This is a genomic window from Sphingobium sp. PNB (genome assembly GCF_019873065.1).
GTDB classification, from domain to species: domain Bacteria; phylum Pseudomonadota; class Alphaproteobacteria; order Sphingomonadales; family Sphingomonadaceae; genus Sphingobium; species Sphingobium fuliginis.
In genome coordinates, this window is the sequence record NZ_JAINEZ010000210.1 from 1 (window position 1) to 1,365 (window position 1,365).

Here is a 1,365-nt window from a genome sequence, read left to right on the forward strand (position 1 = left end):
TGAGTTCGATGCATTAGACCCGAAACCCGGCGATCTAGGCATGACCAGGCTGAAGGTGCGGTAACACGCACTGGAGGGCCGAACCGTTTAATGTTGAAAAATTATCGGATGAGTTGTGTTTAGGGGTGAAAGGCCAATCAAGCCGGGAAATAGCTGGTTCTCCGCGAAATCTATTGAGGTAGAGCGTCGGATGATTGCCGTTGGGGGTAGAGCACTGGATGGTTGCGGGGGTCGCGAGATCTACCAATACTAACCAAACTCCGAATACCAACGAGTCTAGTCCGGCAGACAGACGGCGGGTGCTAAGGTCCGTCGTCAAAAGGGAAACAGCCCTAACCTACAGCTAAGGTCCCCAAGTCACGTCTAAGTGGGAAAGCATGTGGGATTTCCAAAACAACCAGGAGGTTGGCTTAGAAGCAGCCATCCTTTAAAGAAAGCGTAACAGCTCACTGGTCTAAACAAGAGATCCTGCGGCGAAGATGTAACGGGGCTCAAGACGTGCACCGAAGCTTAGGGTTCAGCACTTTGTGCTGAGCGGTAGCGGAGCGTTCCGTAGGCCGTTGAAGCGGGAGGGTAACCGACCGTGGAGGTATCGGAAGTGCGAATGCAGACATGAGTAGCGATTAACAGTGTGAGATGCACTGTCGCCGAAATTCCAAGGGTTCCTGCTTAAAGCTAATCTGAGCAGGGTAAGCCGGCCCCTAAGACGAGCCCGAAGGGGGTAGTCGATGGGAACCACGTTAATATTCGTGGGCCTGGTGGTGTGTGACGGATGGCGTAACTTGTTCGGCCTTATTGGATTGGTCCGGGCAGGGAAGTTGTCCCAGGAAATAGCCCCACCGTATAGACCGTACCCTAAACCGACACAGGTGGAATGGTAGAGTATACCAAGGCGTTTGAGAGAAGTATCCTGAAGGAACTCGGCAAATTGCCTCCGTACCTTCGGAAGAAGGAGGCCCCACATATGCGCAAGCACTTGTGGGGGGCACAGGCCAGGGGGTAGCGACTGTTTAGCAAAAACACAGGGCTCTGCTAAGTCGGCTTCAAGACGACGTATAGGGCCTGACGCCTGCCCGGTGCCTGAAGGTTAAGAGGAGGAGTGCAAGCTCTGAATTGAAGCCCAGGTAAACGGCGGCCGTAACTATAACGGTCCTAAGGTAGCGAAATTCCTTGTCGGGTAAGTTCCGACCTGCACGAATGGCGTAACGACTTCCCCACTGTCTCCAGGATATGCTCAGCGAAATTGAATTCTCCGTGAAGATGCGGAGTACCCGCGGTTAGACGGAAAGACCCCGTGCACCTTTACTGCAGCTTCAGAGTGGCATTAGGAAAGAACTGTGTAGCATAGGTGGGAGGCTTTGAAGC

The 1,365-nt window shown here is 53.3% G+C and carries 1 rRNA gene; it reads left to right on the plus strand.

What is annotated here, in order from left to right:
- Positions 1 to 1,365: ribosomal RNA gene (locus tag K7W03_RS27440) — 23S ribosomal RNA — on the plus strand; the annotation flags it as partial.